The sequence below is a fragment of the Brevundimonas sp. genome, assembly GCF_036399195.1.
Lineage (GTDB): Bacteria > Pseudomonadota > Alphaproteobacteria > Caulobacterales > Caulobacteraceae > Brevundimonas.
This window is the reverse complement of sequence record NZ_DASWNO010000120.1, coordinates 1-1,614: the sequence shown is the minus strand read 5'-3', so window position 1 is coordinate 1,614 and position 1,614 is coordinate 1. Positions and strand designations below refer to the sequence as shown.

General features: G+C 70.6%; 1 protein-coding gene and 1 pseudogene. Both read left to right on the top strand.

Features of this window, described 5'->3' with window-relative positions; genetic code table 11:
* Positions 1-1,384 (top strand): Mur ligase family protein (locus VGB60_RS05655; RefSeq protein WP_331037290.1); only part of this gene is annotated, 1,384 nt, incomplete at its 5' end.
* Positions 1,381-1,614 (top strand): annotated as a pseudogene (locus VGB60_RS05650) (TonB-dependent receptor); the annotation flags it as partial. The gene VGB60_RS05655 and the pseudogene VGB60_RS05650, both read left to right, overlap by 4 nt.

The following is a 1,614-nucleotide window of genomic DNA, read 5'->3' as shown; positions in this document are numbered from 1 at the left end:
CTTCTGCGGCGTCGGCGGCTCCGGCATGTTGCCGCTGGCCCTGATCGTCCAGTCGCGCGGCGGCCGGATCGAGGGCTCGGACCGCTCGCGAGACCAGGGCCGGACGCCGGAGAAGTTCGCCTGGCTGGAAGCGCACGGGGTGACGCTGCATCCACAGGACGGCTCCGGCGTGCGCGCCGGCCAGACGGTGGTCGCCACCGGGGCGGTCGAGGACACCGTGCCCGACATCGCCGCCGCGCGGGCGGCGGGCGCCCGGATCGTCACCCGGCCGGAACTGCTTAGCGAACTGTTCAACGAAGCGCCGCTGTCGATCGGCGTCGCGGGCACCAGCGGCAAGTCGACCATCACCGGCATGATCGCCTGGATCCTGCATCAGGCGGGCCGCGACCCGACGGTCATGAACGGGGCCGTGATGCGCAACTTCGCCGACGCCGACCACCCGTTCGCCAGCGCCCTGATCGGCGGGGCGGAGCTGTTCGTGTCTGAGGTCGACGAGTCCGACGGCTCCATCGCCCGCTACCGGCCCGGCGTGGCGGTGGTCTCGAACATCTCGCTCGACCACAAGTCGATGGACGAGCTCCGTGAGCTGTTCGGAGGCTTCGTCCGCAATGCCCGGACGGCGGTGCTCAACCTCGACAACGTCGAGACGGCGGCGCTGGCGCAGAGCCTCCCGGCCGATCGGGTCATCACCTTTGCGCTCGGGGAGGACGCCGCGGCCCTGAACGCCCACGACCTGGAGCCGTTGCCGACGGGGATGCGCTTCACCCTGAGCGAGGCGGGCGGCGGTCGCCATGCCGTGACGCTGAACGTTCCGGGGGCGCACAATGTGTCCAACGCCTTGGCCGCCCTGGGCGCGGCGCGGGCGATCGGTCTTCCAACCGAGGACGCGGTCCAGGCTCTCGAGAGCTTCTCGGGCATCCGCCGTCGGATGGAGGTTGTCGGGACAGCCGGCGGCGTCACCGTCATCGACGACTTCGCCCACAACCCGGACAAGATCGCCGCCACGCTGAAGACGCTGCACGCCTTCGACGGCCGACTGCTGATCCTGTTCCAGCCGCACGGCTTCGGCCCGCTGAAACTGATGCGGGACGAATTCATCGACGGCTTCGTCGGTCTGTTGCGGCCGGAGGACGTGCTGCTGATGCCGCCGCCCGTCTACATGGGCGGCACCACCGACATGTCGGTCGGCAGCGAGCACATCGCTGAAGGAATCCGGGGTCTGGGCCGCAAGGCCGAGGCTCTGCCGTCACGCGAGGCCTGCGGCGACCGGCTGATCGCACTTGCCCGTCCGGGCGACCGGATCGTGGTCATGGGCGCGCGCGACGACACCCTGTCGGTGTTCGCCGCCGACATGCTGCGACGGATTGAGGCGCAGCTCGCTTGATCCAGCTTCCGCCCCCTCCCGATCTGCCCGAGGTCGTGGTCACCGGCGCCCGCCTGCCGCCGGCCGCTTCCGAGGCCGCCTTCGCCGTTATCCGTCTGGACACGGACGATCTCGTCGGCGCCCGACGTCTGGACGAGGCGCTGGCGTCGGTTCCGGCCGTTTCGCTGTTCCGCCGCACCTCCAGCCTGTCGGCCAATCCGACCACCCAGGGCATCAGCCTGCGCGCCATC